Origin of the sequence: Yoonia sp., assembly GCF_036770585.1 — a bacterium.
In the GTDB taxonomy this organism is placed as follows: domain Bacteria; phylum Pseudomonadota; class Alphaproteobacteria; order Rhodobacterales; family Rhodobacteraceae; genus Yoonia.
Window position 1 is genome coordinate 12,871 of the sequence record NZ_DAIPIW010000020.1, and the last position, 23,699, is coordinate 36,569.

Consider the following 23,699-nt stretch of genomic DNA (forward strand, 5'->3'; position numbering starts at 1 on the left):
GCACTCGCAATTGGTTGATTGGCTATTTCAGGTAAAGCTATCTAGACCGATATGGCCACAGACATATGAAGGTCCACCGATGCGCGCAATTCTCGCAACCCTCTCGTTTCTGGTTCTGATGCAGGCACCTTCGGCATTCGCGCAGAACGGGCCGGTTGTGGTCGAGCTTTACACCTCGCAAGGCTGCGCCTCCTGCCCGCCTGCGGATGAGATCCTGCTCGATCTGGCAGACCGTGAGGATGTGATCGCACTGGCGCTGCATGTGGATTATTGGGACTACATCGGCTGGAAGGATATTTTCGGGCGGCCCGAATATACCCAGCGCCAGCACGCCTATGCCCGGGCCGCGCAGGTGACCACCGTCTATACACCGCAAATGGTTCTTAACGGTCAGGACCAGGTCGTCGGGTCGCGCGGCATGAAAGTCGCCGAGGCGATCGAGGCGCATCGTGCGCGCGGGCAGATATTCGATGTCCGCCTGATCCGCAGCGGCGGTCAGGTGACGATCCGCGCCGCCGCGGGCCCTGCGGGCGAATATGTCGTCCAGCTTGTCCGGTTCCTGCCGCGCGCGACCGTCGAGATCAAGCGGGGCGAGAACGCGGGCCGCACATTGACCTATGCCAATATCGTGACGGCCTGGGATGTGCTGGGAAGCTGGGACGGGCGGACGGCTCTGAATACCGTCGCGACCGTCAGCGGGGATGACGCGGTCGCGGTGCTGATCCAGCACGCCGGTTACGGACCCATCGTCGGTGCCGCCCAGATGCGCTAGCGCTACTTCCAGCGCCTGTGCACCCAGAACCATTGTTCGGGATGCCGCGCGATCTGCGCCTCCAGCCGCGCGTTCAGCGCCAGCATCATCTCTTCGGGCGTCGTATGGGGGACCGGTTCCTCGACCTCGATCTGGAAGGTCAGGCCGTCGGGCTGCCGGATGCCGAAATAGGGAATGACCAGCGCCTTGGTGCGGATCGCGATTTCGCCGAGGGATGTCGCGGTCTTGGCGGGATGCCCCATGAAGGGCAGGCGCGCATCGCCCGCAGCCACGTCGAAATAGAGCGCCGCCATGCCCCCGCGTTTCAGGTGCCGGACAAAGGCCATTGTCCCTTGCGACCCTTGTTGGAAACAGGGCGCACCCAGCGATTCGAGCGCACCGACGTAAAGCTCGTTGAAGTAGGGATTCGACATCGGGCGATAGAGGCTGCCGATCCTGTAGCCCATGGCCGTCAGCCCGTGCCGTGCTGCCTCGGGGTTGCCGAAATGGGTGGCGGCGAAGATGACGGGCAGGCCCTGTTCCTTCGCGGCGGCGATATGGGCAAGACCGGCGCCGGTCGGGGTCAGCTTTTGCACATGGGCGGTGAACTCGGTGTAGGAATAGAACTCCATGAAGGTTCGCCCGACATTGTCGCAGATGGCCTTGGCCATCGCGCGGCGCTGGTCTGCGGGCATCTGCGGATAGACCAGGGCAAGATTGCGCGCGGCGCGATCGGTATAGCCGGTCATCGGGCCGAGATAGCTTTGAAAGAGCCTGCCCATGCGCGGCATGCGCCTGTCGTAAGGCTGGCGGGACAGCCACCCTATCAGCAAGCGGATCGCCCTGTCCGAGGCCCAATCCTTGGCATTTGCGACTGTCGTGCTCACCTGTCCCGGGGTGCTTTCGCAAGACCTGTGCCGATCATGCTGTCACGGGTGACAAGGGCGGCCAGTTGATCCTCGTTCATGCTTTTCGTCCCCTCCGGGCGGCGCGGGATGACGACATAGCGCATGTCGGCGGTGCTGTCATGGACACGGATTGTCGTGCTGTCGGGCAGGGTGACGCCAAATTCCGCAAGCACCTTGCGCGGCTCTTTCACGGTGCGCGACCGGTAGGCGCGCGACTTGTACCAATCGGGCGGCAGGCCCAGCAGGTTGCGCGGATAACAAGAGCAAAGCGTGCAGACGACGACATTGTGCACATCTTCGGTGTTTTCCAGGGCGATCAGCTGCATCGGGCCGATGTCGCACCCCATGGCGCGGGTGGCGGCGCTGGCGTCTGCCAGCAGCGCCTCGCGGAACGCATCGTCGGTCCATACGCGCGCCACCACGCGCGCCCCGTCCGCGGGCGAGCGCGCATCCATCGCCCCGATCTGGGCGTTGATCTCGGCGGCGGTGGTCACGCCTTTCTCGATCAGCAATTCGCGCACCGCGATTTCCATCTGCTGCCAATAAGTCAGCGGGTGGTCGTCATCCGGGCGATAAGGATGCCCCGACGGCGAGAGGTGGTCGTGGTGGTGATCATGGGGCATGGGGCGTCTCTACCGGTGCAAGCCAATGGGCGTAGATTTCCGCATCCAGCGTGTCGGCCGGGTTTTCGGCCGCATCGCCCCAAACCTCGTCCATGGTGAAGCGGACGCGCAACAGGGGCAGTGGTGTGCCCTTGTGGCGGTAGGCGAGGTCTTCGGGGTTGTGAAACGGCCCCAGGGTGCGTTCGACCCAACCGGTCTTGCCCCGCAGGTAGGCGGGCGTGCGCACATGGCCCGGCGGCATGTGGTCGTGGACGCGCATATACTGACGCTCACTCACTTGCGGCCTCGCCGTAGGTCGGGCCACGCGCGGCCACATCGGACATCTTCGCGGCCAGTTCGGCGGTGGTATAGACCCCCGCCTCGATCAGGTTCTGGTTCACCGCGGCGATCCAGCGTTCGTAGTAGGTCATGGTTTCGAAGGCTGCTTCGCCCATATCCTCAAGCACGCGGCGCAAGCCGTCGACGGTGAAATGGCCCTTGGACGAGGCGATCACCATCAGGGCATCGACCCGCTTTTCCCAAAGCGCGAAATCGTGGTCGTCGCGGGGGACCGGTCCGGCCGGTGTGCCGCCCATGTCATGCCATCGCCGGCCGGTGAAACTGTCCGTGGTCTTTGTCATGGGCCGAGAATAGATCAAATCCGTGGCATGGTGAATCAGAAACTCTGGTCAGTCGTCGGGCTGTTCGTCGGGGTCTTTCAGTTTGATCATGTCCTGGTCGACCAATTCGCGAATGGCCTTGGTGATCTCGGCCATGGCGGCCTCGCCCGCGTCTTTGCGGACCCGGCCCCGATCAGCGACGTCATCGCGCAATTGCGTGGCCATCCGCTGTGACAGGCTGGCGAGGATGAATTCGGCCGAGGCGACAAGCGGTTCGTCGCCCGACAGGGCCGCGGCGAGGGCCGTGACAAGGACCGCACCATCCACCGACCGGATGCAGGTCGGCACATCGGTTTCCCGGACGCGCGGCGCGATGTCCTTGAAGGTGAAGATCGCCTTGCGCACGTCGCTGGCAAAGGGCTGATCCCTGGCTTCGAGCCCCGCAAGCAGGTCTTCGCGCGTGTCGGTCTGCGTGGCGTTGAGGATCGCGCCAAGACGCTGCACCGGCGCCTTGTCAAAGGCGCGGGGGGCGGGATAGCCATAAGCCTCTGCCAGGGCGGCCCCGATGCGGCGGACCGCGTCAGGCCCGATATCGGCGGTCTTTTGCATGGCATAGGTGATCTGCCGCGCGCGGTCACCGGTCAGCTTGGTCAGGGCATAGGCCGCCTTGGATATGGGTATCTTCGACAGGGCGACCGCGCCGATTTCGATGCTTTCGGCATCCAGAAGAGCCACCAGCCGGTCGTCCGGAAGGGCGGCGATGGTCGGCCAATGGTCACCGTCGCGAAACGAGGCAAGCTGCTTGCGCAACCGACCGGCCAGAGGCTGACTAAGGTGATCGGCCAGCGTTTCGATCGCGCCATCGCGAGAGCCCGGTGCGGTCAGGCCGATGCTGTCCACCTCTTGCGTGAATTCGGCGATGATCTGGTCGAGCTGGTCCCGATCGATGCTGCGCAATCCGCCCAGCTCGTCGGTCAGCGCGGTCTGCAATGATTCGGGCAGCGTGCTGAGCGCGGGCACATCGCCACCTGCAACCATGAGCTGCACGATTGCCGCAGCTTTGCGGCGTTTGCTGATCCGGGTGTCCGATACATCATCCATACCCGTCTCTTAGCGGGACAGACGTAAAGGCCGCGTTACGATTCCACGGGTCTATCGGGAACCGGGGTGGGTCACCATCACGGCCATCTTCTTGAGATGGGCCAGAATTTCAGGCGACAGGGTGGATGCCCCTGCCGTGGCGTCATGGATCAACCGAACCTCGGCCACGATCTGGGCGACCTCTTCTTCGGTGAACTCGCGGTCAGAGCGGGCCAATCCGCCAAGGCTGCGGCTGTTTTCGGTGACAACCGCGATCACGATGCCGAACTTCATGCCATAGTCGGCCGCCGTCGCCATGACGCCGGAACTGTCATCCAGATTTGACCACCGCTCGGTCCCCTCGTTGACGAAACCCCAGGCAACCATCGGGTCGACCATCAGCAGTCCCTGGCTTGAATAATGGTCCAGCCATTCCTTGGGGTAGGTCTGGAACACATAGGTCGGCGCCATCATCCGAATGTGAAATCCGAGCGCGTAACCTGCAGGACTGATCTTGTGGAGGCGTCCCAATGCTTCGCTGACGGAATTTTCACTGTTAGACATCGGTATACTCAACCCTTAGATGCAGCTAGAGTGATCACATTCGACACAAGAGCTTTTCGAAGCTGTTCCCATCCTAGACTTAATTGGATTGATGCGACAGTGACTTTGTATTATGCCACACCATCACGCGAGGGAGAAGTATGTCAGATCTTCTCGGACTAGACGAGATTAGACAACTGGCTCCGGCAGGCTTTTACGTCGCTTTGCGGATTGGTTTCGCCTTCCCGATGGAAGAGGTGAACGAACTGCCGCAAGAGTGGGTCAACCACTATACGGCGAACGGCTTTGGTCTGTTTGATCCGGTCTTGCGCTGGGCCTATGGCAATGTCGGAACCTGTCCCTGGTCACAGCTTAACATCGATGACCCGCGCCAGATCATGTCGCAGGCCAACAACTTCGGTTTGCGCTATGGGGTCGTTGTCTCGGTCTTCGAATCAGGCACCAATGCGCAGCGGTCTTTTGCATCTTTTGCGCGAGCCGATCGCGAATTCACCCAGCTGGAATCGAAACTGCTGCTTGCATATCTGCGGCGGCGCCACAAAGAGGCCGCGCCTCCCACGAATCTGACAACCGCCGAGCTTGAGGCGCTGGGCATGGTCGGCGATGGGCTGCGCCTGAAGGAAATCGCGCACAGGTTGAGCGTCAGCGAAGGCGCCGTCAAACAGCGCCTGCGGAACGCCAAGCGGAAACTTGGGGCAAAAACGGGGTCGCAAGCTGCGGCATTGGCGAACCAATACGGGCTAATCTGACCGATTGGCCGAGTTTCTTTTCCATTAATGAACAATTAAGGTTAAGTTTCCTCTGCCGGATGTATTCTGGCAGGGGTGGATGTGGGGTCACCCCTTAGTGTTCTGGACAACCTGAGGGAAGCACATGGAAAATATTACGTTCAACCTGACCGAACTGCACAAGTACGGCACAGCATTCTTTGACTATCTTGCGCTGCGCAAGCAGTTCTTCGTCGATCAGTTGGGGTGGGATATCCCGCATGACGACGAGGTCGAGATGGATCAATACGACAACCCTAAGGCGTTTTACTCGCTTGCACTGAAAGACGGCAAGGTCGTCGGCGGGATGCGCACCATGGCGACGACGGCGCAATGGGGGTCACATACCTACATGCTGCGTGACGCGGTGGACGGCAAGCTGATCGGCATTCCGCAGGACATCCTGCCCGAGGCCGAAATCGATCCCAACATCTGGGAAGCGACACGGATCGTCATCTCCGACGAGGTCGGCACACACAAAGAGCGCTCGCAATGTCTGGGTATGTTGCTGGACGGTGTCTGCCGTCAGGCCGAGGCCCATGGCGCGACCGAGATCATGGCGCTGTGTCCCCCGGTCTTCGCGCGCACCATGCGCACCATCGGCTATCCGGTCTACCCGATTGGCGAGCCTTACGTGAACGCGCATGACAACCGCAAGTATGTCGCGATGAAGGGCAAGCTGGCCGGCATCACGGCGAAGCGCCAGTCACAGGACGCCAAAGTGCTGCGGCCTGATTTCGGCGCACAAAGCTCTGCCGCCTAAGGACCGGCCTATCACTTCTCAGGGGTTACGACCCACACGCCCCGTTGGAGACGTCTTGGCGCATCAATCCTGAAAGACGCGCCTAAAGATGGTATCCACGTGCTTCAGGTGATAGCCGAGATCGAATTTTTCTTCGATCTGTTCGGCGGAAAGTGCGGCAAGGACATCAGGATCGGACAGCAGTTCGGTCTTGAAGTCCTTGCCTTCCTCCCAGACCCGCATCGCGTTGCGCTGGACAAGGCGATAGGCGTCTTCACGGCTGACGCCGGCCTGCGTCAGGGCAAGCAAGACGCGCTGGGACATGACCAGACCGCGGAACTTGTTCATGTTTGCCAGCATGTTGTCAGGGTAGATCACCAGCTTTTCAATCACGCCCGCCAGTCGGTTCAACGCGAAATCCAGCGTGATTGTCGTGTCGGGTCCGATGGCGCGCTCGACCGAGGAATGGCTGATGTCGCGTTCATGCCAGAGGGCCACGTTTTCCATCGCAGGCATCACCGACATCCGCACCAGACGGGCGAGACCCGTCAGGTTCTCGGTCAGGACCGGATTGCGCTTGTGCGGCATCGCCGATGACCCCTTCTGGCCCGCGGAAAAGAATTCCTCGGCTTCCAGCACCTCGGTCCGTTGCATGTGGCGGATTTCGATGGCGATGTTTTCGATGCTGCTGGCGATGACGCCCAATGTTGCAAAGAACATCGCGTGGCGGTCACGCGGGATGACTTGCGTGCTGATCGGTTCGGGCTTGAGGCCCAGTTTCGCGCAGACGTGTTCCTCGACGAAAGGGTCGATATTGGCGAAGGTGCCGACAGCGCCCGAGATCGCGCCGGTGGCGATTTCTTCGCGCGCATTGACCAGACGGGCGCGGCCACGGTCCATCTCGGCATAAAAGCGCGCGAAGGTCAGGCCCATGGTGGTGGGTTCGGCGTGGATCCCGTGGCTGCGACCGATGCGGACGGTGTCCTTGTGCTGAAACGCGCGGGCTTTCAGCGCGGCCAGCACGCGGTCCATGTCGGCGATCAGGATATCGGCGGCGCGCACTAGCTGGACGTTCAGCGTCGTGTCCAGCACATCCGACGAGGTCATCCCCTGATGCACGAAGCGCGCGTCCTCGGACCCGATGTGTTCGGCCAGATGGGTCAGAAAGGCGATCACATCGTGTTTGGTGACGGCCTCGATCTCGTCGATGCGGGCGACGTCGAAATCGACATCCTTGGCTTTCCAGACGGCCGCGGCGTTCGCTTTCGGGATCACCCCCAGTTCGGCCTGCGCGTCACAGGCGTGCGCCTCGATCTCGTACCAGATGCGGAACTTGGTGGCGGGGTCCCAGATGGCGGTCATTTCGGGGCGGGAATAGCGGGGGATCATGGGCAGCACCTTGACAGGGGGGTGGGCAGGGGTTTCGCCTCGCGTCATAAGGGGGCGGGGGCGAACCCTCAAGCAAGAGTTGACCTTATGGCAGGGTAGGGCACGTGATACTGGGTGCTGCGGATTTTCTGGGGGACTGGCGCATCACGCGCGAGATCAGTGATTTCCGGCTGCGCGACAGCGGCAGGCTGGAAGGTCTGGCAAGGTTCACCGCCGAAGGCGATGGGCTGCGATACCATGAAAGCGGGACCCTGCGCTTTGCCGGTGGCGCGCCGATCAGGGCCGAGCGCGGCTATCTGTGGCATTTCACAGACACGGATGTGCAGGTTGCCCATGCCGATGGCGCGCCCTTTCACAGCTTTGCGCGCACAGGTGAACCCGAGGCCACACCGCATCTGTGTGGTGAGGATCTCTATCGCGGCACTTATGACTTTTCTGCGTTTCCGGACTGGCAGGTGACATGGGAAGTGCAGGGGCCGCGCAAGGATTACCGGTCGGTCACCCGCTATCGCCGCGCCTGAGACCGCCAACGCGCTTGCGCCCCGTGGCGGCATGGGGCAGAAACAAGCGCAGGAAGTCCAAAAAACAGGGGAGAGCGCCCATGGCCCTCGCATTGAATGACAAAGTCTTGACCGAGGTCTACGGCCCGTCCACGGGAACCGCGCTGCGGATCAAGCAGGTGGCCATGGTGGTGCTGGGCATCGCCGTGCTGGCGATCGCGGCCAAGATCAAGGTGCCCGTTCCCGGGAGCCCTGTTGCGATGAACATGGGCACTTTCGCGGTGCTGACCATCGGTGCAGCCTATGGCCCGCGTCTGGGGCTGACGACCATTCTGGGTTATATGATCGTGGGGATGTTGGGTTTTGATATCTTCCAAAGCTCGACCGCCGATCTGAACGGTATCAACTACATGATGGGCAGCACCGGCGGCTATCTGGTGGGCTATGTGCTTGCCACGCTGGCCTTGGGCTTTGCCGCGCGGGCCGGCTGGGACCGGTCGATGGGCAAGATGGCGCTGGCGATGTTGCTGGGCAACGTGATCATCTATCTGCCGGGTGTGGCATGGTTGGGCGTGCTTTACGGTTTCGACCAGCCGATCCTGCAGTGGGGTCTGACGCCCTTCCTGATCGGTGATGCGCTGAAGCTGGCTCTGGCCGCTTTGCTGCTGCCCGCCATCTGGAAGCTGGTCGGCGACGCCCGCAAGTAAGCAAGCGGGCCACACGAAGGTTTCGGGAAAGGCGCTGCGACTCGCAGCGCCTTTTTCATGCCAGTTGGGTCGTGACTGTCGCGGACCGTTCCAGCGTGCGATGCACGGGGCATTTGTCGGCAATCTCAAGCAGGCGCTGGCGCTGATCGTCGGTGAGGTTGCCCTCAAGACGGATCAGGCGCGCGAAATGATCGACCTTCGCGCCGGGGTCGGCAGCATCGGCGGCATGTTCTTTCGCGTGGGTGATATCGACGCTGACACCTGAAAGCGGCCAGCCCTTGCGCCGCGCATACATGCGGATCGTCATCGCGGTGCAGGCCCCGAGCCCCGCCGAGACCAGACCATAGGGCGTCAGCCCCTTGTCGGTCCCGCCGAATTTGGCGGGTTCATCGGCTAGAATGTGGTGCGTGCCGGACTGGATGTCCTGAAGAAAGCCCGATGGGTCGGCTTCGGTCACGCGCAGGACGCCTTCGGGGACGGTGTCAGTCTTTTCCGCATCGGGCAATTGCAAATAGCGTTTTGACCACGCGGCGATCACCTCGGCGGCATATTCCGCGTCGGCCGGATTGGTGATCAGGTGGTCGGCGTCATCAAGGGTCACAAAGCTTTTGGGGTGCTTTGCGGCAAGAAAGATCTCTGATGCGTTCTCGATCCCGACCGTCACATCGCGCGGGGCGTGCAGGACCAGAAGGGCCGCGCGCAATTTGCCCACCGCTTCTTTCAGCGAGGCTTGGCTGACATCTTCGACAAAGCTTTTGCCAATGCGGAAGGGCCTACCGCCAAGTGTGACCTCGGCCACGCCCTTGTCGACGATCTCGGGCAGGGCATCGGCGAAGTTATGGGTCACATGGGACGGATCGAAGGGGGCGCCGATGGTGACGACGGCCTTCAGGCTGTCGATCTGCGCGGCGGCCTTCAGCACGGCAGCCCCACCCAGCGAGTGGCCGAGGATCAGTGAAGGTGCCATGCCGCGGTCAGTCAACGCCCTTGCGGCGGCGACCAGATCATCCACGTTCGAGGTAAAGCTGGTCTTCTCGAACTCGCCCCCTGAATGGCCGAGGCCGGTGAAATCGAACCGCAGAACGGCAATGCCCATGGCCGCCAGACGCCCCGCGATGCGCCGCGCGGCTTTCAGGTCCTTGGAACAGGTAAAACAATGCGCAAAGAGCGCTGTCGCCAGATGCGGCCCCTGCGGCAGGTCCAGCCGCGCATCAAGGGTGTCTCCGGCGTGGCCAGTAAAGCTGAGTTTCTCTGTTGGCATTGCGGTCCCCTTCCTTTGTCAGACATGGTGCTGAACCAGACATGGGCGGGGCAGCAGTGTCACACAACGCCAATTCCGTACTTTCGCGGCAAGGTGAGAGATGTTACATCGCGACCGCTACGGGCACGGCTTGACGGAAGAATTGTTTTTCGGCGCAGTCCCCGAAACATACAGTCGGCAGCGAGCTTCAGGATGTGCATGTCAAGCAAGCCGAATTGTGAAGGATAACCAGTGGGCGTGATTGATCCGGACCGCCGCTACCTTGTGGTGCGGGCCTATGCTGGCTTTAACGACATGCTTGTTCAGATGGAGCATTGTTTTGCCTATGCCGAGGCGCACGGTCGCGATATCATCCTCGATACAAGCCACTCGGGCATAAAGATGCAGTTTGATGCGCTGTTCCTGATGCCCGAGGTATCAGGCATCAAGGTCCATATTTGGACCGAGGCGATCGGCGCCGAACTTGACGCCTTGGACTCGGTTTATCCGCCGGTGGCACGGCACAAGATGTCCAGCATCAGAGGGGCTTGGAACAGCAAGCTGCTTGCCAAATGCGATGCGGAAACCGGAGCCTTGCTCTGCTTTGATTTCGAGCGTGACTACCGGGCACAGGTTCTGTTCTTCGCGCAGGCAGGCGGTGGGATCATTTCCTTTCGGGCGCTGCGGCGGATGCGTTTGCGGCCTGAAATCGCCCAGCAGATTGTGGCGCGGCTCAAACCGCTGGGGGTCGGTTATGATGCGATTCACATCCGCCACACGGACTACCGGTCGCCCTACATCCGCTTTTTGATTTCGCTTTGGCCCTTCGTGCATGGCCGCAAGGTGCTGATCTGTTCAGACAATGCCGCCGTCAAGGCTGCGGCGCGGCTGATCTTGCCGCGCAGCGCGACGGTATTGAGCATTTCGGATATCCCCGATCTGGGCGGCAAGCCGCTGCATGGTCCTGCGCATGGTGATGCATTTTCAGCGAACCTTGATATGTTGTCCGATCTTTTTGCCCTCGCGTTGAGTGACATGCTGTTCCTGACGCTGGCGAAGGGCGCATCACGCCGAAAGCCGTATTGGTCGGGGTTTTCGGTTCTGGCCTTCATGTTGCAGCAGGACCGTGAATTGGTCAGGCAGCTTCTGGAAACTGCCGGAGAAGAGGCCACCGGCCTTTTCCAGACCGTCGATCAAGGGCCGCAGGGGCGCTTGCGCCGCTTGCAAATCTGGTGTCAGACCCGCTTCAACAAAAGGGTCTTTGGGATCAGGGAGCGTGTCGCAGATGTGATCGCGCCCGGGCCTTTCACAGTGCAGCCACGCCGCCTGCCTGTCGACCCCAGCATGTTGCCTGCCGACGAGACGGGGAGCGGCAATAGGTAGCCCCCATGACACGGGGCGTGACACGGGCATGACACGGGGCATGACACCGGGGGGGCACCCTGACGAAAGAGCCCCGCCAGAGTGTTCTGACGGGGCCGCTTCCTGGTGCCGGTGCTGTGATCAGCAGCTATAGTACAACTTGTACTCGATCGGGTGGGGTGTGTGCTCGTAGGCGTAGACCTCTTCCCACTTCAGTTCCATGTAGCCTTCCAGCTGGTCCTTGGTGAAGACGCCGCCGGCCAGCAGGAATTCGTGATCCTTTTCCAGCTCTTCGAGCGCTTCGCGCAAGCTGCCGCAGACGGTCGGGATCGAGGCCAGCTCTTCGGGGGGCAGGTCGTAAAGGTCCTTGTCCGAGGACGGGCCCGGGTCGATCTTGTTCTTGATGCCGTCGATCCCGGCCATCAGCAGGGCCGCAAAGCACAGGTAAGGGTTGGCCGATGGATCGGGGAAGCGGGCCTCGACGCGCTTGGCCTTCGGGCTTTCGGCCCATGGAATACGCACGCAGCCCGACCGGTTACGGGCCGAATAGGCGCGCAGAACCGGGGCTTCGAAGCCGGGGATCAGGCGCTTGTAGCTGTTGGTCGAGGGGTTGGTGATCGCGTTCAGCGCCTTGGCGTGCTTGAGGATCCCGCCGATGAAATACAGCGCTTCCTGGCTGAGGTCGGCATATTTGTCGCCCGCAAAGAGCGGCTTGCCGTCTTTCCAGATCGACATGTTGACGTGCATGCCGGTGCCGTTGTCGCCTGCGATGGGCTTGGGCATGAAGGTCGCCGATTTGCCATAGGCCTGCGCCACGTTGTGGATCACGTATTTATACTTTTGCAGCTCGTCGGCCTGATGGGTCAGCGTGCCGAAGATCAGGCCAAGCTCGTGCTGGCAAGAGGCGACTTCGTGGTGGTGCTTGTCGACCTTCATGCCCATGCGCTTCATCGTGGACAGCATCTCGGAGCGCATTTCGTGACCGTCATCGATCGGGTTCACGGGGAAGTAGCCGCCCTTGATCCCGGGGCGGTGGCCGGTGTTGCCCATCTCGTATTCTGTGTCGCTGTTCCATGCCCCGTCGAGCGCGTCGACCTCGTAAGAGACCTTGTTCATCTTCACGCTGAATCGCACGTCGTCGAAGACGAAGAATTCGGCTTCGGGGCCAAAGTAGGCGGCGTCGCCGATGCCGGTGGACTTGAGGTATTCCTCGGCCTTGGCAGCGGTCGAGCGAGGGTCGCGGTCGTAGGCTTCCATGGTGTCGGGTTCGACGATGTTGCAGTTGATGCAGACGGTCTTTTCCGCATAGAACGGATCGACGTATGCGGTCGCGGGCTGCGGCATCAGTTTCATGTCGGACTGGTCGATGGACTTCCAGCCGGCAATCGACGAGCCGTCGAACATGAAGCCTTCTTCAAGAAAGTCCTCGTCGACCAGATCGGCCACCACGGTCACATGCTGCAGTTTGCCGCGTGGATCGGTGAAGCGGATGTCGACGTAGTCGGCCTCTTCATCCTTGATCAGTTTCAGAACGTCTTTGTTGTCCATCAGGTATTACCTTTCTGTCCGTAGGGTTTTGGTATGGCCTGCAACGCGCCGCGGCGGCGCGACAGGAACATGCGTGTTTAGATTGCTTCGTTGCCGGTTTCGCCGGTCCGGATGCGGATCACCTGTTCGACCGACGACACGAAAATCTTGCCGTCGCCGATCTTGTCGGTCTTCGCCGCTGAAATGATGGCTTCGATCGCCGCCTCGACCTGATTGTCGGCCAGCACGACCTCGATTTTGACCTTGGGCAGGAAGTCGACCACGTATTCGGCACCACGATAGAGTTCCGTGTGACCTTTCTGACGGCCAAAGCCTTTGACTTCCATCACCGACAGGCCCTGCACGCCGACGTCTTGCAGCGCTTCCTTGACCTCGTCGAGTTTGAACGGCTTGATGATCGCTTCGATTTTCTTCATCGGACTGCGACTCCCTTTGGTGTTTCGCAAAGGGTGAGACCATTTCTCTTGCACAGGGACAATTCATGGCGGATTTTCGGGGCGGAGCCACCGACGGAAACGAGAGGCATTGCCGAAATTTTGTGCATATAGATTTAAATGCGGGCAGTTTGTGAAAAGGGACTGCTGAAACCATGACCGAACTGCTGACGGCTGCCCAAATGCGCGCCATCGAACAGGCCGCGATCGGCGCTGGCGGGGTCACAGGGCTGGCGTTGATGGAGCGCGCAGGCCGCGGGGTGGTCGCCGCGATTTTCGCGCAATGGCCGGACTTGGCGCCGTCCTGGGGGCCAACCCCGAAACCCCCGGACCATGCCTTGCCGGATGCAGAGCGGGGGCGGCACAGGGCATGGGTGCTTTGCGGGCCGGGAAACAACGGGGGCGACGGCTTCGTTGTCGCGCGACTGTTGAAGGATTGCGGCTGGGATGTCGCGGTCTGGTTCGGCGGCGAGGCGGAAAAACTGCCCCCCGATGCAAAAGTGAATCATGCGCGGTGGTGCCGGATGGGCGCAGTGACGGCGGGCAGCCCCGACAAACCGCCCGGTATGGGCGGATCGTCCACCTTGCCGGGGCGGTGTGATGTGCTGGTGGATGCGCTGTTCGGCTGCGGTCTGAACCGCCCCTTCGCGGGCATCCATGCCACGACCGGGCTGGATGCAGAGAGCCTGAGACAGGCGGGGGCGCGTTGCGTGGCTGTGGATATCGTCTCGGGTCTTTGTGCAGACAGCGGGCGTATCCTCGGGCGGGCGGACCGGGCCGATCTGACGGTCAGCTTCCATCGCGCCAAATGCGGCCACGTCCTGCAAGAGGGGCCCGCGCAAACCGGGCGATTGACCGTGGTCGATATCGGGTTGCAGCCAGACCCGGGGCAAGCGGACGTTGTGGCGCTTGCCGGTGGGGACCTCGCGGGTCTGCGCAAGGGGCAGGGGCACAAATACACCCATGGTCATGCGCTGGTCCTGTCGGGCGGCAGCGGCAAGGGCGGCGCGGCGCGGCTTGCCGCGCGTGGGGCGCTGCGGATCGGGGCAGGGGCGGTCACGGTGGGGTCCCCGCCCGAGGCAATGGCCGAGAATGCGGCACAATTGACTGCGGTCATGCTGCAGGCCGTGGGGGATGCGGGCGCCTTTGATGCGATCATCGCCGACAGGCGGATCAATGCGCTCTGTCTGGGCCCGGGTCTGGGCCTTTCGGATACTGCGGCGGCCCTGATCGGCGCGGCGCTGGCTGCCGGTCGCGCGACGGTGCTGGACGCGGATGCGCTGACGCTGCTGGCGCGGGACGCGCACCTATTCGACGGGCTGCACGGGCGATGTGTCCTGACGCCGCATGACGGCGAATTCGCGCGGCTTTTTCCTGACCTCGCCAAGAAACTGCACGCACCCGCCACCACGGGGCCCGCCTATTCCAAGGTCGATGCAACGCGTCAGGCGGCGGCGCGGGCGGGATGTGTGGTGCTGTTTAAGGGGCCCGATACGGTGATCGCCGATCCATCAGGGCGATGCCGCGTCAACGCCGCCGTCGCCGACCGCGCGGCCCCTTGGCTGGCCACCGCCGGTGCGGGCGATGTGCTGGCGGGGTTCATCACTGGTCTGCTGGCGCGCGGCCATGCCCCGATGCAGGCGGCTGAAACCGCCGCATGGCTGCATGCGGAATCCGCGCGCTCTTTCGGTCCGGGCCTGATCGCCGAGGACCTGCCCGAGGAACTGCCCAAAGTCCTGCGCAAGTTGGGAATCTGACGCGATTTTCCGCTCGCATCCGCCGCGCGGCTTTGCTAGACACCGCCCAACTTTGGGGCAGGCCCGCGCCTGCCCCTTTATGATCATGCGGGTGTGGCGAAATTGGTAGACGCACCAGATTTAGGTTCTGGCGCCGCAAGGCGTGGGGGTTCAAGTCCCTCCACCCGCACCAAAGATGGAAAAGAAGGACAGCACATGCAGGTCACCGAGACCCTGAACGAAGGCCTCAAGCGCGGTTATGCGATCACTGTGACGGCCGCAGAACTTGACGCGAAAGTCGAAGAAAAGCTGAAAGAGGCGCAGCCCGATATCGCCATGAAGGGGTTCCGCAAGGGCAAGGTGCCGATGTCGCTGCTGCGCAAGCAGTATGGCCAGCGTCTTTTGGGGGAATCGATGCAGGAAGCGATCGATGGTGCCCTCTCCGCGCATCTGGAAGAAACCGGTGACCGGCCCGCCGCCCAGCCCGAAATGAAGATGACCAACGAGGACTGGAAAGAGGGCGACGACGTCAATGTCGCGATCACCTACGAGAAACTGCCCGAGATCGACGATGTCGATTTCACGAAGATCAAGCTGGAACGGCTGGTCGTGAAGGCCGATGCGGATGCGGTGAAAGAGGCGCTGGACAGCCTTGCCGAAAGCCCGCAGGCGGTCAGCTATGAGGCCAAGAAGGGTGCCGCCAAGGATGGCGATCAGGTCGTGATGGATTTCGTCGGCAAGGTCGATGGCGAGGCCTTCGAGGGCGGCTCGGCAGAGGATTATCCGCTGGTTCTTGGCTCCAATTCGTTCATTCCAGGTTTCGAGGACGGCCTGCTGAAGGTGAAGGCCGGTGACGAGAAAGACGTCGAAGTGACCTTCCCCGAGGATTATCAGGCGGCGCATCTGGCGGGCAAGACGGCGGTCTTCACCTGCACCATCAAAGAGGTGAAGGGCCCCAAAAAGCCGAAACTCGACGATGAACTGGCCAAGAAGTTCGGCGCAGAGGATCTTGACGCGCTGAAGGCGCAGATCACCGACCGTCTGGAGGCCGAATACACCGGTGCCGCGCGCGCGGTCGCCAAGCGTGGCCTGCTGGATGTGCTGGACAAAAAGGTCAGTTTCGATCTGCCACAGGCGCTGGTCGATGCCGAGGCGAATTCGATTGCCCACCAGCTTTGGCACGAGGAAAACCCCGATGTGCATGACCACAACCACGACAAGATCGAACCGACCAAAGAGCATGTCAAACTGGCCGAACGTCGCGTGAAGCTGGGTCTGTTGCTGGCCGACATCGGCCAGAAGGCGGAAGTGAAGGTCACCGATCAGGAGATGACGCAGGCGATCATGACTCAGGCGCGCCAGTATCCCGGTCAGGAACGCCAGTTCTTCGAGTTCGTCCAGCAGAACGCGCAGTTCCGCCAGCAACTGCAGGCGCCGCTGTTCGAGGACAAGGTCGTCGATTACATCTTCGCGCAAGCCGCCGTGAAGGACAAAGAGGTCAGCAAGGACGACCTGCAAAAGGCGGTCGAGAAGCTGGAAGAGGAAGAATAGGCGGGTCGCACCCACCGGTTCCATCAGAAAGGCACCCCTTGCGGGTGCCTTTCGCGTTTTGGGTGCAGCGCCCTTGAAAAGACCTTGAAAATGCCCGGTTTCCGGACTTTCCTCACGATAATGCGAGTATATTAAGCCACGTCAGTCAAGGAAGACCGTCATGTTGAAGAAGTCCCTGATGGCTGTGGCGCTGACCTTCGGGTGGCAGACTGCAGCAGTTGCATGTCCCGATTTCAACATCGCGCCTCAGGCCAGCTATCAGGCCTCTGGCCAGCAGCTTTACCAGAAGCGTGGTTTCGATGTGGTCGCGGGTGGCAATCATTACATCTGGGATTGCCCGTCAATCAGGCCGGGCACGGATACGGGTGCAGGGTATTTCCCTGCCGCGCCCGATTTTTCATTCCAGCTGTCGGGCATGTCGCCCTATCAGCTTGTGGTCAGCGTGATCAGTGAATGTGATGCGGCATTGTTGATCAACACCGCGTCGGCGACCTGGTATTACGACGACGATGACAACGGGAACCTTGACCCACGGATCGTCCTGACCCGTCCTGCTGACGGTCGGATCGATATCTGGATCGGGACCTATGATGGCCAATACTGCAACGCCCACTTGCAGATGGAGACCTTCGACCGCTAAACCGGCCGCCCAAGGCGACCGGCCAGAGGTCGATCGTCGGACCTGTTAGTTCTGCGCCAGCAGAAGTTCGGTCAGGCTGACCCCGACGGTCAGGGCGCCGATCGTTTCGCCAGTTGCGGTGTCCGTGACCGCGACCGAGATCTGGCCCTGCACTTCCTGTGAAGACTCGTCGTATTCGGGATCACTGAAATGCGCCGCACCCGCCCCAAGCGGGTAGGTCAGTGTGAACTTTTCCTCGTCCCCTTGCCAGTAGTCCGAGGTGGCGACCGCCGCCGCGACGTTCAGACCCCGTGCATCCATGATGAAGGCTTCGGTGATAACGCCCCCTGATGCACCGACCTGCTGGCGCAGAAAGTCGGCAGCGGGGTTATTGAGCACCTCTGCGATGATCGGCGCGTCATCGGCCCCGTAAAAGCCGATCCACATCTGATCCATGGTGTCGATCTGGGCCTGATCGTAACTTGCCGTCACCCCGTTTTGCGCGGCAATCGCCGCGACCAGCACCGGATCGTTCATCCAGCCCTGCACATGTGTTTCAAGATAGTTTTGCATCGCATCCTGGAATTCGTCCGCCTGGGCCGTGCCAGCGACAAAGAGCAATGCGGCCGCGAATATATGTTTCATGGTCACCTCCGTTCCGTGTGAGGTCACAATCGCAGCGTTTTCCCAAGAATTGCTGAAGCACGAAAAAAGGCCGCACCCGAAGGCGCGGCCCTGATATTGCAAAGAGGCGAGGACTTACTTGTCGTCGTCCTCTGCTGCGTCGTCGGCAGCGGGGGCCGGGCCGTCGTCGTCGTCGAATGCAGCGCCACCGATGTCGTCGAAAAGCTCTTGGATTTCGAATTCGGCAGCGGCTTCCTCTTCTGCGGCAAGCTCGGCGATGGATTTGCCGGCTTCCTGCAGTTCGGCCTCTTCGGCGGAACGGGCGACGTTCAGTGTGATCGTGACCTCGACCTCGGGGTGCAGCACGACGGTGACGTCATGCAGCCCCAGTTCCTTGATCGGACCTTTCAAGACAACCTGACGCTTGTCGATCGAGAAACCGGCCGTGGTCGCGGCGTCGGCGGCGTCACGGGTCGTGACAGAGCCGTAGAGCGACCCGCCATCAGAGGCGGAGCGGATGACGATGAACTTCTGGCCGTCCAGTTTTGCGCCCAGTGCCTCGGCTTCTTTTTTGGATTCGAGGTTGCGGGCCTCCATCTGGGCCTTTTCGGCTTCGAAACGGGCCATGTTGGCGGCGTTCACGCGCAGCGCCTTGCCTTGGGGCAGCAGATAGTTGCGGGCATAGCCGTCTTTGACAGAGACGACCTCGCCCATCTGGCCCAGCTTGGCGACGCGTTCGAGAAGAATGATATCCATGGGATCTGTTCCTTACTTCACGGCGTAGGGCAGCAGGGCCAGGAAGCGGGCACGCTTGATCGCCCGGGCGAGGGCGCGCTGGTTCTTGGCACCGACGGCGGTGATGCGGGCAGGCACGATCTTGCCGCGCTCGGAAATGTAGCGCTGCAGGGTGCGGGTGTCCTTGTAGTCGATCTTCGGTGCGTCTTCACCGTCGAAGGGATCGGACTTGCGGCGGCGGAAAAATGGTTTGGTTGCCATGATTGTCTCTCCTTATCTGATCAACGGCTCGGGCGCTCGCGGCGGTCGCCACGCTCTTCGCGCTTTTGCATCTGGACCGAGGGGCCGTCTTCATGTGCGTCGACCTTGATGGTCAGGACACGCATCACATCGTCATGCAGGCGCATCAGACGTTCCATTTCCTGCACGGCAGGGGCGGGCGCGTCGGTGCGCAGCAGGGCGTAGTGACCCTTGCGGTTCTTGTTGATCTTGTAGGCCATCGTCTTGACGCCCCAATACTCGTTCGCAACGACCTTGCCGCCGTTGTCTGCAAGAATGGTGCTGAAATGTTCGATCAGGCCTTCGGCTTGCGTGTTGGACAGGTCCTGACGCGAAATCATGACATGCTCGTATAGCGGCATGTTTTCTCCAGTTCTTTCATCGGCGCACTTCAAAGGACGGGATGTTCACCTGCTGCGTCCCATCCACGAGAGGCTGCGCAGTTCATAACCTTCACAGCAGGATGCGGCCTTATACAGGGGATCACGCATCGCGCAAGGCCACAAGGACTCGGCAGACCATCTTTTTGGGCAATAAACGCCAGCTTCCCAACACTGCCCAAGCCTTGCCCAGATCTCGCCCTGATTGGGCGTCACAAAAAGATGGTTACGAAATGGAGAGAACCATGGCGAGTCTGGATGACATCACCCTCGACGTGTTGCGGCCCGGCAGGCAGGACAAGCACCTTGCGGTCAGGACCGAGCCTTGGGGATATATCGTCCGCGCCGGAAACCGTCCGCCGCTGGATTTGGTGATCCTTCAGGTTCTGGCCTACTTTCTGGGCGTTTGCTTTGTGACGGCCGGTATCGGGATCCTGGTCTTGCCAGCCCTGATGAGCGGGCTTGACCTTGGCCCGCTGCGGATGGGGGCTGCGGTGCTTTTCGGTGCCGGAGCGGTCTATCTTTTGTGGTTTGCAAGCCGCGGGAGCAAGGTCGATGTCCATGTGGATACATCCGCGCGCGAAATCCGCGAGGTGATCGCCAACCGCGTCGGCAAGCCGACCGTTCTTCAGTCCTATGGTTTCGGGGAAATCGGCGGGGTCTATGTCGAAACGGCGGCAGGCGATGCACCGGCACAATTGGTGATCGGCTATCGTGGCCAGTCCATCCTGATCGCGCTGGGTGAGACCGATGAACTCGATGAGTTGCGCAAGCGGCTGTCGCGCGATCTGATGGGGCCTCTTGCGATGGACCATCTGGTCACCCGCCGCGCGCAGGACCGAACGACTGCCCCGAAGGCGGAAAGCCGCGCGGCCTGAGGGCGCGTGCGACCGCGCCCCCGACCGCGCCCCCGCCTGCGACTGCCGATCCGCTGCCGCGCCACATTGCTTGTGTGCTGCTCCGACGCGGGGTAAGCCTGCAGGAAAACTGCGGGAGCGAGAGGGAACAGCATGCGCGCATTTGTATTTCCGGGGCAGGGTGCCCAGACCATCGGCATGGGCAAGGCGCTGGCCGAGGCTTACCCCGCGGCGCAGGCCGTCTTCGACGAGGTCGACGAGGCCTTGGGAGAAAAGCTCTCGGCGCTGATCTGGGAGGGCGATATCGCGGAGCTGACCCTGACGGCGAATGCGCAGCCTGCCTTGATGGCGACCTCGCTGGCGGTCGTGCGCGCGCTGGAGGCCGAGGGGGTCGCGATCGGTGCGGCGGCTTTTGTCGCCGGTCATTCCTTGGGTGAATATTCGGCACTGGCGGCGGCGGGGGCTTTCAGCCTTGCCGATACCGCCCGCCTGCTGCGCATCCGTGGTCGTGCCATGCAGGAGGCGACGCCGGTCGGCGAGGGGGCGATGGCGGCGATACTGGGGCTGGAGCTTGCCGCCGTGCAAGAGATCGCCGCTGCGGCGGCGGCGGGTGACGGCATCTGCCAGGCGGCGAATGACAACGATCCGGCGCAGGTCGTCGTTTCCGGCACCAAGGCGGCGGTGGAACGCGCTGTCGAGATCGCCAAGGACAAGGGCGCCAAGCGTGCATTGTTGCTGCCGGTCTCGGCACCTTTCCATTGCGCCCTGATGGCGCCTGCGGCCGAGGTGATGGCGAGGGCCCTGGCGGATGTGACGATCAATGCGCCGGCGGTGCCTGTCGTCTCGAACGTGCTGGCGGGGCCGGTCACTGAGCCTGCGCAGATCCGCGAGTTGCTGATCAAGCAGGTCACCGGCGCTGTGCGCTGGCGCGAGAGCGTGATGTGGATGGCGGCCCAGGGCGTCACGGAAACCTACGAGATCGGCGCAGGCAAGGCCCTGTCGGGCATGATCAAACGCATCGACCGCGAGATCGCCGCGCAGGCGGTGGGGACACCCGAAGACGTGCTTGCTGCGGCAACTGCGCTGAAGCAGAATTAGGAAAGGGATGGAAATGTTCGATTTGACTGGAAAAAACGCGCTGATCACCGGTGCGTCGGGCGGGATCGGCGGCGCGATTGCCAAGGCCTTGCATGATGCCGGCGCGACGGTGGCGCTGTCGGGAACCCGGGTTGCGCCGCTGGAAGAGCTTGCCGCAAGTCTGGGGGATCGCACCCATGTGCTGCCGTGCAACCTGTCGGACGCGGAAGCCGTCAACGCCCTGCCGAAACAGGCCGTCGATGCGATGGGATCGGTGGACGTTCTGGTCAACAACGCCGGAATCACCCGCGACAATATTTTCATGCGCATGTCGGACGAGGAATGGTCCAGCGTGCTGGAGGTGAACCTCACCTCGACCATGCGGCTGTGCAAGGGTGTCATTCGCGGCATGATGAAGGCGCGTTGGGGGCGGATCGTCAATATCTCGTCCGTGGTCGGCGCGACCGGCAATCCGGGGCAGGCGAATTACGCGGCCTCGAAAGCGGGTATGGTGGGGATGTCCAAATCCATCGCCTATGAGGTGGCCAGTCGCGGGATCACCGTCAACTGCGTCGCGCCGGGCTTTATCACCACCGCGATGACCGACAAGCTGACCGATGACCAGAAGGCGGGTATTCTGACCCAAGTGCCCGCTGGCCGCATGGGCGAGGCGGAGGAGATCGCTGCCGCGGTGCTCTATCTGGCCAGCCCCGAAGCGGCCTATGTGACGGGAACGACCTTGCATGTAAATGGCGGAATGGCCATGTTGTAAGCCAGTGGTCCCTCTTTGGTTGAAAGCGTTTGCCAACGAGGGATTCTCTGCTATAGGCCACGCAGATTTGCAGACCGAGGGGATGGCATGCGTCATTTCGGCTGCGAAACAAGTCGGGCACTGACCCGAGGAACAGCGGGCGCAGGCCCAGAAACAAATGAGGAACTGATATGAGCGACGTCGCAGACCGCGTACGCAAGATCGTTGTTGAACATCTTGGTGTTGAAGAAGACAAAGTGACGGAAGCTGCGTCCTTTATCGACGATCTGGGTGCAGACAGCCTCGACACCGTCGAGCTGGTCATGGCCTTTGAAGAGGAATTCGGGATCGAGATCCCCGACGATGCCGCCGAAACCATCCAGACCTTCGGCGATGCGGTCAAGTTCATCGACGGCGCGCAGTAAGCTGCAGCCTCACCGGTTTTGAAACGGCGTCCTTCGGGGCGCCGTTTTTCGTTTGCGGCTGTCGTGGCGCGTCTGTGCGGGACCGCCCTTGTCACCGCCGATCGAGAGGGTGGGATGAAAACTCTTGCCGATGTTGCGGGGGTGGGGCCGCCGCTCTTGCCCCTTTGGCGCGGGCTGGGCTATCAGAGTGCGAAAGATCGCTTGAGGTGAGGGCTGAATATGCGTCGTGTGGTTGTGACAGGGCTGGGGTTGGTGACGCCGCTGGCTGACGGTGTCGAGGAAAGCTGGTCGCGCATTCTGGCGGGTCAGTCGGGCGCGGGCCGCATCACCGGCTTCGATCCCGGCAATCTGACCACCCAATACGCCTGCGAGGTGCCTTTGGGTGACGGGACGGATGGCACCTTCAATCCCGACAAATACATGGATGCCAAGGAACGCCGGAAGGTCGATACCTTCATCCTTTTCGGCATGGCAGCGGCCCAGCAGGCCATCGAGGATTCCGGCTGGCAGCCCGAGGACCGCGAGGCGCTGGAGCGCACGGGTGTTCTGATCGGCTCGGGGATCGGAGGGCTGAATTCGATTGCGGACACCGCCGTCATGATGGCCGAGAAGGGGCCGCGCCGTGTCTCGCCCTTCTTTGTGCCGGGGGCGCTGATCAACCTGATTTCGGGGCAGGTCTCGATCCGTTACGGGTTCCGTGGGCCGAACCATTCGGTCGTCACCGCCTGTTCGACGGGGGCACATGCGATTGGCGATGCCTCGCGCTTGATCCAGTATGGCGATGCGGATGTGATGATCGCAGGCGGGGCCGAGGCCGCGATTTGCGAACTTGGTATCGCCGGGTTCAATGCCTGCAAGGCGCTGAGCACACAGCACAACGACGACCCGACCAAGGCGAGCCGTCCCTGGGATGCCGACCGTGACGGTTTCGTCATGGGCGAGGGCGCGGGGATCGTCGTGCTGGAGGAATACGAACACGCCAAGGCGCGCGGTGCCAAGATCTATGCCGAGGTGCTGGGCTATGGTTTGAGCGGTGACGCCCATCACATCACCGCCCCGCCGCCCGATCACGAGGGCGCCGAACGCGCCATGCGCAATGCCTGCCGCAATGCCGGGATCACGCCGGACCGGATCAATTATGTGAACGCCCATGGCACCTCGACCATGGCGGATACCATCGAGCTGGGCGCGGTGGAGCGTCTGGTGGGCGATGCGGCGTCGAAATTGAAGATGTCCTCGACCAAGTCGATGACGGGGCATTTGCTGGGCGCTGCGGGCGCCATCGAGGCGATTTTCTCGATCCTCGCGATCCGTGACCAGGTGGCACCGCCGACGATCAATCTGGACAATCCCGCAGCCGAGACGGTCGTGGACCTTTGCGCCAATGAAAAGCGGCCTTGCGAGATCAATGTCGCCCTGTCGAACTCGTTCGGCTTCGGCGGCACCAATGC

At 61.9% G+C, this 23,699-nt stretch carries 28 protein-coding genes and 1 tRNA gene; 15 read left to right on the top strand and 14 right to left on the bottom strand.

The features are described 5' to 3' along the window. The first annotated feature begins 79 nt into the window (after window positions 1-79). Complete coding sequence (locus V7N12_RS05570; protein WP_333713274.1) at window positions 80-772, top strand: DUF1223 domain-containing protein; 693 nt, start codon at window positions 80-82, stop codon at window positions 770-772. Window positions 773-774: 2 nt separating this feature from the next. Here V7N12_RS05570 and V7N12_RS05575 read toward each other — a convergent pair whose 3' ends face one another. The 6 genes from V7N12_RS05575 to V7N12_RS05600 are packed head-to-tail and all read right to left on the bottom strand — an operon-like array spanning window position 775 to window position 4,435. Then, a complete protein-coding gene (locus tag V7N12_RS05575; RefSeq protein ID WP_333713275.1) occupies window positions 775-1,638 on the bottom strand; it encodes a lysophospholipid acyltransferase family protein in 864 nt (287 codons plus the stop codon). Then, window positions 1,635-2,282, bottom strand: coding sequence for a nitrile hydratase subunit alpha (gene nthA, locus V7N12_RS05580; protein WP_333713276.1), 648 nt, complete (start codon window positions 2,280-2,282; stop codon window positions 1,635-1,637). Before nthA ends, V7N12_RS05575 begins: the two co-directional genes overlap by 4 nt. Then, window positions 2,272-2,541 carry an SH3-like domain-containing protein gene (locus V7N12_RS05585; RefSeq protein WP_333713303.1) on the bottom strand — a complete coding sequence of 90 codons (270 nt, stop codon included), beginning with the start codon at window positions 2,539-2,541 and terminating at the stop codon, window positions 2,272-2,274. Before V7N12_RS05585 ends, nthA begins: the two co-directional genes overlap by 11 nt. A gap of 10 nt (window positions 2,542-2,551) precedes the next feature. After that, window positions 2,552-2,902 (bottom strand): ScnB-like protein, encoded by a 351-nt coding sequence (locus V7N12_RS05590; protein WP_333713277.1) that lies wholly within the window; start codon window positions 2,900-2,902, stop codon window positions 2,552-2,554. A 48-nt stretch (window positions 2,903-2,950) separates the two neighbouring features. Continuing rightward, the gene (locus V7N12_RS05595) at window positions 2,951-3,982 is read right to left on the bottom strand and encodes a FliG C-terminal domain-containing protein (protein WP_333713278.1); all 1,032 of its coding nucleotides are present in this window, start codon (window positions 3,980-3,982) and stop codon (window positions 2,951-2,953) included. Between the two features lie 51 nt (window positions 3,983-4,033). Continuing rightward, window positions 4,034-4,435, bottom strand: a complete 402-nt coding sequence (locus V7N12_RS05600; protein ID WP_333713279.1) for an autoinducer binding domain-containing protein — start codon at window positions 4,433-4,435, stop codon at window positions 4,034-4,036. A gap of 230 nt (window positions 4,436-4,665) precedes the next feature. Here V7N12_RS05600 and V7N12_RS05605 point away from each other — a divergent pair, with 230 nt between their 5' ends. Then, the gene (locus tag V7N12_RS05605; protein WP_333713280.1) at window positions 4,666-5,274 is read left to right on the top strand and encodes a helix-turn-helix transcriptional regulator; all 609 of its coding nucleotides are present in this window, start codon (window positions 4,666-4,668) and stop codon (window positions 5,272-5,274) included. Between the two features lie 124 nt (window positions 5,275-5,398). Next, window positions 5,399-6,055 carry an acyl-homoserine-lactone synthase gene (locus V7N12_RS05610; RefSeq protein ID WP_333713281.1) on the top strand — a complete coding sequence of 219 codons (657 nt, stop codon included), beginning with the start codon at window positions 5,399-5,401 and terminating at the stop codon, window positions 6,053-6,055. 63 nt (window positions 6,056-6,118) lie between these two features. Here the strand turns inward: V7N12_RS05610 and purB are convergent, their stop codons facing one another. After that, window positions 6,119-7,423 (bottom strand): adenylosuccinate lyase, encoded by a 1,305-nt coding sequence (purB, locus tag V7N12_RS05615; RefSeq protein ID WP_333713282.1) that lies wholly within the window; start codon window positions 7,421-7,423, stop codon window positions 6,119-6,121. A gap of 104 nt (window positions 7,424-7,527) precedes the next feature. On the opposite strand from purB, the gene V7N12_RS05620 reads away from it, so the two are divergent. Both V7N12_RS05620 and V7N12_RS05625 read left to right on the top strand, forming a co-directional pair. Next, entirely contained in the window at window positions 7,528-7,944 is a 417-nt protein-coding gene (locus tag V7N12_RS05620) for a DUF6314 family protein (protein WP_333713283.1), read from the top strand. A gap of 80 nt (window positions 7,945-8,024) precedes the next feature. Continuing rightward, window positions 8,025-8,630 carry a biotin transporter BioY gene (locus tag V7N12_RS05625; RefSeq protein ID WP_333713284.1) on the top strand — a complete coding sequence of 202 codons (606 nt, stop codon included), beginning with the start codon at window positions 8,025-8,027 and terminating at the stop codon, window positions 8,628-8,630. 55 nt (window positions 8,631-8,685) lie between these two features. Here V7N12_RS05625 and V7N12_RS05630 read toward each other — a convergent pair whose 3' ends face one another. Further along, on the bottom strand, window positions 8,686-9,891 hold the full coding sequence (locus V7N12_RS05630; protein ID WP_333713285.1) for a bifunctional alpha/beta hydrolase/OsmC family protein: 1,206 nt from the start codon (window positions 9,889-9,891) through the stop codon (window positions 8,686-8,688). Between the two features lie 231 nt (window positions 9,892-10,122). Between V7N12_RS05630 and V7N12_RS05635 the strand changes: the two genes are divergently transcribed. Next, the gene (locus V7N12_RS05635; protein ID WP_333713286.1) at window positions 10,123-11,253 is read left to right on the top strand and encodes a hypothetical protein; all 1,131 of its coding nucleotides are present in this window, start codon (window positions 10,123-10,125) and stop codon (window positions 11,251-11,253) included. 120 nt (window positions 11,254-11,373) lie between these two features. Here V7N12_RS05635 and glnA read toward each other — a convergent pair whose 3' ends face one another. Both glnA and V7N12_RS05645 read right to left on the bottom strand, forming a co-directional pair. Next, entirely contained in the window at window positions 11,374-12,780 is a 1,407-nt protein-coding gene (gene glnA, locus V7N12_RS05640; protein WP_333713287.1) for a type I glutamate--ammonia ligase, read from the bottom strand. 77 nt (window positions 12,781-12,857) lie between these two features. After that, the gene (locus tag V7N12_RS05645; RefSeq protein WP_333713288.1) at window positions 12,858-13,196 is read right to left on the bottom strand and encodes a P-II family nitrogen regulator; all 339 of its coding nucleotides are present in this window, start codon (window positions 13,194-13,196) and stop codon (window positions 12,858-12,860) included. Window positions 13,197-13,369: 173 nt separating this feature from the next. Here V7N12_RS05645 and V7N12_RS05650 point away from each other — a divergent pair, with 173 nt between their 5' ends. From V7N12_RS05650 to V7N12_RS05665, 4 genes are all read left to right on the top strand, one after another. Next, entirely contained in the window at window positions 13,370-14,971 is a 1,602-nt protein-coding gene (locus tag V7N12_RS05650) for an NAD(P)H-hydrate dehydratase (RefSeq protein ID WP_333713289.1), read from the top strand. 87 nt (window positions 14,972-15,058) lie between these two features. Beyond that, window positions 15,059-15,143 (top strand) — tRNA-Leu (locus V7N12_RS05655). 23 nt (window positions 15,144-15,166) lie between these two features. After that, window positions 15,167-16,501, top strand: a complete 1,335-nt coding sequence (gene tig / locus V7N12_RS05660) for a trigger factor (protein WP_333713290.1) — start codon at window positions 15,167-15,169, stop codon at window positions 16,499-16,501. 160 nt (window positions 16,502-16,661) lie between these two features. After that, window positions 16,662-17,141: a hypothetical protein gene (locus V7N12_RS05665; RefSeq protein WP_333713291.1), complete on the top strand. Its 480-nt coding sequence runs from the start codon at window positions 16,662-16,664 to the stop codon at window positions 17,139-17,141. Between the two features lie 45 nt (window positions 17,142-17,186). On the opposite strand, the gene V7N12_RS05670 is transcribed toward V7N12_RS05665, so the two are convergent. From V7N12_RS05670 to rpsF, 4 genes are all read right to left on the bottom strand, one after another. After that, a complete protein-coding gene (locus V7N12_RS05670) occupies window positions 17,187-17,765 on the bottom strand; it encodes a hypothetical protein (RefSeq protein ID WP_333713292.1) in 579 nt (192 codons plus the stop codon). Between the two features lie 114 nt (window positions 17,766-17,879). Beyond that, window positions 17,880-18,500 carry a 50S ribosomal protein L9 gene (rplI, locus tag V7N12_RS05675; protein WP_333713293.1) on the bottom strand — a complete coding sequence of 207 codons (621 nt, stop codon included), beginning with the start codon at window positions 18,498-18,500 and terminating at the stop codon, window positions 17,880-17,882. A gap of 12 nt (window positions 18,501-18,512) precedes the next feature. Next, complete coding sequence (gene rpsR, locus V7N12_RS05680; protein WP_333713294.1) at window positions 18,513-18,740, bottom strand: 30S ribosomal protein S18; 228 nt, start codon at window positions 18,738-18,740, stop codon at window positions 18,513-18,515. A 20-nt stretch (window positions 18,741-18,760) separates the two neighbouring features. After that, the gene (rpsF, locus tag V7N12_RS05685) at window positions 18,761-19,120 is read right to left on the bottom strand and encodes a 30S ribosomal protein S6 (RefSeq protein ID WP_333713295.1); all 360 of its coding nucleotides are present in this window, start codon (window positions 19,118-19,120) and stop codon (window positions 18,761-18,763) included. 263 nt (window positions 19,121-19,383) lie between these two features. Between rpsF and V7N12_RS05690 the strand changes: the two genes are divergently transcribed. The 5 genes from V7N12_RS05690 to fabF form a co-directional block, all read left to right on the top strand. Next, window positions 19,384-20,016: a hypothetical protein gene (locus V7N12_RS05690; RefSeq protein ID WP_333713296.1), complete on the top strand. Its 633-nt coding sequence runs from the start codon at window positions 19,384-19,386 to the stop codon at window positions 20,014-20,016. A gap of 132 nt (window positions 20,017-20,148) precedes the next feature. After that, window positions 20,149-21,093, top strand: a complete 945-nt coding sequence (fabD, locus tag V7N12_RS05695; RefSeq protein WP_333713298.1) for an ACP S-malonyltransferase — start codon at window positions 20,149-20,151, stop codon at window positions 21,091-21,093. A 13-nt stretch (window positions 21,094-21,106) separates the two neighbouring features. Next, complete coding sequence (gene fabG / locus V7N12_RS05700) at window positions 21,107-21,844, top strand: 3-oxoacyl-[acyl-carrier-protein] reductase (protein WP_333713300.1); 738 nt, start codon at window positions 21,107-21,109, stop codon at window positions 21,842-21,844. A 170-nt stretch (window positions 21,845-22,014) separates the two neighbouring features. Next, window positions 22,015-22,248: an acyl carrier protein gene (locus tag V7N12_RS05705; RefSeq protein ID WP_272146625.1), complete on the top strand. Its 234-nt coding sequence runs from the start codon at window positions 22,015-22,017 to the stop codon at window positions 22,246-22,248. A 219-nt stretch (window positions 22,249-22,467) separates the two neighbouring features. Next, on the top strand, window positions 22,468-23,699 hold a 1,232-nt coding region (gene fabF, locus V7N12_RS05710; RefSeq protein WP_333713301.1), incomplete at its 3' end, for a beta-ketoacyl-ACP synthase II.

Coding starts and splice junctions, on each gene's coding strand:
- V7N12_RS05570 (WP_333713274.1), top strand. CDS start 80: ATGCGCGCAATTCTCGCAACCCTCTCGTTTCTGGTTCTGATGCAGGCA.
- nthA (WP_333713276.1), bottom strand. CDS start 2,282: ATGCCCCATGATCACCACCACGACCACCTCTCGCCGTCGGGGCATCCT.
- V7N12_RS05585 (WP_333713303.1), bottom strand. CDS start 2,541: ATGCGCGTCCACGACCACATGCCGCCGGGCCATGTGCGCACGCCCGCC.
- V7N12_RS05590 (WP_333713277.1), bottom strand. CDS start 2,902: ATGACAAAGACCACGGACAGTTTCACCGGCCGGCGATGGCATGACATG.
- V7N12_RS05595 (WP_333713278.1), bottom strand. CDS start 3,982: ATGGATGATGTATCGGACACCCGGATCAGCAAACGCCGCAAAGCTGCG.
- V7N12_RS05600 (WP_333713279.1), bottom strand. CDS start 4,435: ATGATGGCGCCGACCTATGTGTTCCAGACCTACCCCAAGGAATGGCTG.
- V7N12_RS05605 (WP_333713280.1), top strand. CDS start 4,666: ATGTCAGATCTTCTCGGACTAGACGAGATTAGACAACTGGCTCCGGCA.
- V7N12_RS05610 (WP_333713281.1), top strand. CDS start 5,399: ATGGAAAATATTACGTTCAACCTGACCGAACTGCACAAGTACGGCACA.
- purB (WP_333713282.1), bottom strand. CDS start 7,423: ATGATCCCCCGCTATTCCCGCCCCGAAATGACCGCCATCTGGGACCCC.
- V7N12_RS05625 (WP_333713284.1), top strand. CDS start 8,025: ATGGCCCTCGCATTGAATGACAAAGTCTTGACCGAGGTCTACGGCCCG.
- V7N12_RS05630 (WP_333713285.1), bottom strand. CDS start 9,891: ATGCCAACAGAGAAACTCAGCTTTACTGGCCACGCCGGAGACACCCTT.
- glnA (WP_333713287.1), bottom strand. CDS start 12,780: ATGGACAACAAAGACGTTCTGAAACTGATCAAGGATGAAGAGGCCGAC.
- V7N12_RS05645 (WP_333713288.1), bottom strand. CDS start 13,196: ATGAAGAAAATCGAAGCGATCATCAAGCCGTTCAAACTCGACGAGGTC.
- V7N12_RS05650 (WP_333713289.1), top strand. CDS start 13,370: ATGACCGAACTGCTGACGGCTGCCCAAATGCGCGCCATCGAACAGGCC.
- tig (WP_333713290.1), top strand. CDS start 15,167: ATGCAGGTCACCGAGACCCTGAACGAAGGCCTCAAGCGCGGTTATGCG.
- V7N12_RS05665 (WP_333713291.1), top strand. CDS start 16,662: ATGTTGAAGAAGTCCCTGATGGCTGTGGCGCTGACCTTCGGGTGGCAG.
- V7N12_RS05670 (WP_333713292.1), bottom strand. CDS start 17,765: ATGAAACATATATTCGCGGCCGCATTGCTCTTTGTCGCTGGCACGGCC.
- rplI (WP_333713293.1), bottom strand. CDS start 18,500: ATGGATATCATTCTTCTCGAACGCGTCGCCAAGCTGGGCCAGATGGGC.
- rpsR (WP_333713294.1), bottom strand. CDS start 18,740: ATGGCAACCAAACCATTTTTCCGCCGCCGCAAGTCCGATCCCTTCGAC.
- rpsF (WP_333713295.1), bottom strand. CDS start 19,120: ATGCCGCTATACGAGCATGTCATGATTTCGCGTCAGGACCTGTCCAAC.
- V7N12_RS05690 (WP_333713296.1), top strand. CDS start 19,384: ATGGCGAGTCTGGATGACATCACCCTCGACGTGTTGCGGCCCGGCAGG.
- fabD (WP_333713298.1), top strand. CDS start 20,149: ATGCGCGCATTTGTATTTCCGGGGCAGGGTGCCCAGACCATCGGCATG.
- fabG (WP_333713300.1), top strand. CDS start 21,107: ATGTTCGATTTGACTGGAAAAAACGCGCTGATCACCGGTGCGTCGGGC.
- V7N12_RS05705 (WP_272146625.1), top strand. CDS start 22,015: ATGAGCGACGTCGCAGACCGCGTACGCAAGATCGTTGTTGAACATCTT.